This is a genomic window from Streptomyces hilarionis (genome assembly GCF_024539675.1).
In the GTDB taxonomy this organism is placed as follows: Bacteria; Actinomycetota; Actinomycetes; order Streptomycetales; family Streptomycetaceae; genus Streptomyces; species Streptomyces hilarionis.
The window spans coordinates 1-2845 of the sequence record NZ_JAHHIT010000323.1 but is presented as its reverse complement, the minus strand read 5'-3'; the positions used below and the strand labels follow the sequence as shown (position 1 = coordinate 2845).

General features: G+C 77.1%; 2 protein-coding genes and 1 pseudogene. All 3 read right to left on the bottom strand.

The genetic code is table 11. The features are described from left to right. A pseudogene (locus KMS84_RS38330) lies at positions 1 to 321 on the bottom strand (ADP-ribosylglycohydrolase family protein); the annotation flags it as partial. Beyond that, the gene (locus KMS84_RS38325) at positions 309 to 1484 is read right to left on the bottom strand and encodes an ADP-ribosylglycohydrolase family protein (RefSeq protein ID WP_256921175.1); all 1176 of its coding nucleotides are present in this window, start codon (positions 1482 to 1484) and stop codon (positions 309 to 311) included. The pseudogene KMS84_RS38330 and the gene KMS84_RS38325, both read right to left, overlap by 13 nt. An 8-nt stretch (positions 1485 to 1492) precedes the next feature. Continuing rightward, positions 1493 to 2737, bottom strand: a complete 1245-nt coding sequence (locus KMS84_RS38320; RefSeq protein WP_256921176.1) for an ADP-ribosylglycohydrolase family protein — start codon at positions 2735 to 2737, stop codon at positions 1493 to 1495. Positions 2738 to 2845: the final 108 nt, after the last annotated feature.

Here is a 2845-nt window from a genome sequence, read left to right as displayed (position 1 = left end):
GTGCGGGGTGGCCGGGGGAGGGGCGTCGTCCGGGCGGGTCGGCCACTGCGGGCACAGGGCCTCGATCTTCTCCAGCTCCGTCGGCTCGTCCTCGGCCGATCTGCTGGGCAGGTCGGCCAGTTCGTCCAGCAGGTCCTCGGCGAGCAGGCGCAGATAGCGGGAGGCGCGCTGCGGAGAGGCGCCCGCCCGGGCCGGCGGCTCGCAGCCGCCCGCGGCCTTCCACCGGGCGGCGATCGCCCCGGCCTCCCGGCCGTCCTCGGCGGCCTGGCGCAGCTCGTGGCCGAGGAGGTCCTCCGGCTGGACCCAGGTCAGTCGGAGCATCGCGTGCCTCCCAGGGCGTGGAACGCCCGCTCGTGGGCGCGACGGCGGTCCACGTCGCGGGCGAAGATCTCCCGGGCGACCTCGGCGAGCGTCGCGGCGGGCCGCCAGAGGTCGAGCCGGCTGGCGTCGGCGACCTGCTTGGCCCACTCGTCCGGGACGGGCGAGCCGAGCGCGCCGGCCAGCGCTCCCGCCATGGTGGCGATGGAGTCGCAGTCGCGGCCGTAGTTCACCGAACCGAGCACCGCCTGCCGGTAGTCGCCGTCGGCCACCAGCAACATGCCGAGGGCGACGGGGAGTTCCTCGATCGCGTGGATCCGTGAGGGGCGGCGGGCGGCCAGGGAGGGCCGGCGGTAGTCGGGGCCGACCGTGTCGAACGGCGCCACCGCCTGCCTCAGCGGTGCGAGCGCGGACTCGACGTCGGTGTGGCGGTCCGCCGTTTCACCGACCGCCTCGATCGCCGCGCGGGTGCCGTCCTTCGCCAGGGACAGACAGCTCTCGACCACGGACCGCGCTGTCGCCCGCGGGGCGCAGGCCGCCGCCACGGCCGCCGCGAAGACCCCTGCCGCCTCGCGGCCGTACGACGACTGGTGGGCGCCCGCGACGTCCAGCGCCTCGGCGTACGCGCGCGCGGGATCGGCCGCGTTGACCAGACCCACGGGCGCCATGTACATCGCCGCGCCGCAGTTGACGATGTTGCCGACGCCGGCCTCGCGCGGGTCGGCGTGGCCGTAGTGGAGCCGGGCCACCAGCCACTTCTCCGCGAGGAAGATCCGGTGCAGGGGGAGCGCCTCCGCCTCCAGCTCCGGGATCCAGCGCGGTGTCGTCATCAGGTCCGCCACCAGGTGGTCGGCGACGGCGTAGGCGTCCAGGTGGTCGCGCACGGCGGCGTAGACCCTGATGAGGGCATGGGTCATCAAGGTGTCGTCGGTGACGTGGCCGTCGCCCTTGTGGTACGGGGCGAGGGGGCGGGCGGTGCGCCAGTCGTCGCCGTTCCAGGGGCCGACGATGCCGTGGATCCGGCCGCCGTGCCGCTGGAGGATCTGCTCGGGGGAGTAGCCCTCGACGGGGCCGCCGAGGGCGTCTCCCACGGCGGCCCCCACCAGGGCGCCGGTGAGGCGCTCGTCCAGGGTCGCGCCGTTGCTTTCCGGTGCTTTGGGCGTCATGCCCCGAATCATCCTCCTGGTGGGGCCGGTTGTGCGGCTTCCAGGAGTTCGGCGAGTTTCACCAGGTCGGTGCCGGTGAGGCGGGGGAGCGCGCAGCCGGAGAGGACGCGGCAGCTGTCGCGCCAGGCGGCGGGGATCGCGTCGCCGCCGCCCAGCGCGCCCGTCAGCGCGCCGGCCAGCGCCGGAGCCGAGTCCGCGACCCGGGACAGACAGGCCGCCGCGGGGACGGCCTCGGCGATGCGGCCGCCGGACGCCGTCGCCAGCGCGAGCGCCACGGGGACCGTCTCCGCCGCGGCGATGCCGTAGCTGTAGACGTGGTCGACGATCTGGTGCTCCAGGAGGGGGACGAGCGCGAAGGCGCTGTCGGCGTCCCGGGCCAGCCGGAGCGCGTGACGGGCGTTGCGGCCGATCTCGGTGTGCTCGGGGAGCTCGGCGAGCGCGGCCGCCACGCACTCCTCGGGGCCCGCGCCCACGAGGGCCAGCGCCAGGGCGGCCGCCATCGCCCGGGCCCCGTGCACACCGTCGCCGTCCTGCGTGTAGCGGGCGTCGAACTCGGCCAGCGCGGCGGCGAGCCGGGGGTCTCCGGGGTGGGCCACGGCCAGGACGCAGGCGCGGACGCAGGCCGCGTCGTCGAAGTAGTGCGGGTTGTCGTGGCCGGTGGCCGGCGGGCGCAGCCCGGCGGCGAGGTTGCCGAGGCCGGCCCGCACGGAGATGCGGGCGCGCAGCGGCAGGACGGCGGACTCCACCTCGGGCGCGCGGTCGGCCGCCGCCGCCACCTCGCACGCGATCGCGTTCCAGGCGAGGTCGATCGCGGCGCGCGTGCGGCGTTCCCGGCTCAGGTCGCCGAGGGCGCTGTCGTCACCGGCCCGCAGCACGGCCTCGGCCGCGAACGCCGCCCACTCGGCGTCGTCCGAGGGGCCCAGGCGCAGGGGCTCGGGAGGCTGGTTCAGGGCGATGGGGACCGGGAGCGTGGTCGTCGCGTTGTGCTCGGCGAAGGTGTCGAGCTCGCGTGTGAGACGGCGGGTCCACTCGGGCATCCGGGCCGCGCGGTGGCGTGCGGCGGGCCAGCCGGCGGCGTCCCCCGCCGCCAGTCCCAGCAACAGACCGGCGACGCGGCGCGCGGGACGGGGGGCGTGCCCGCCGCGCGGCCCGCGCGGGTGCGGGCGGACGGGGCGGACTCCGCCGTCGGCTTCCCCCGCGTCCTCGCCGCTCCCGCCGCCGGCACCGGGGCTGCCGCCGCCGTCACAGGTCACACAGGTCCGGCTCGCATCCACCTCGGCCGGGCTGCTCGCAGGGGCCGGGGTGAACGCCGTCGTCGGGACGCCCGACGCGGGCGTGTCGGGGGCGGGCCTGTCCGGGGC

Excerpts from the sequence above, each read along its gene's own strand:
- KMS84_RS38325 (WP_256921175.1), bottom strand. The coding sequence starts at position 1,484 with ATGACGCCCAAAGCACCGGAAAGCAACGGCGCGACCCTGGACGAGCGC.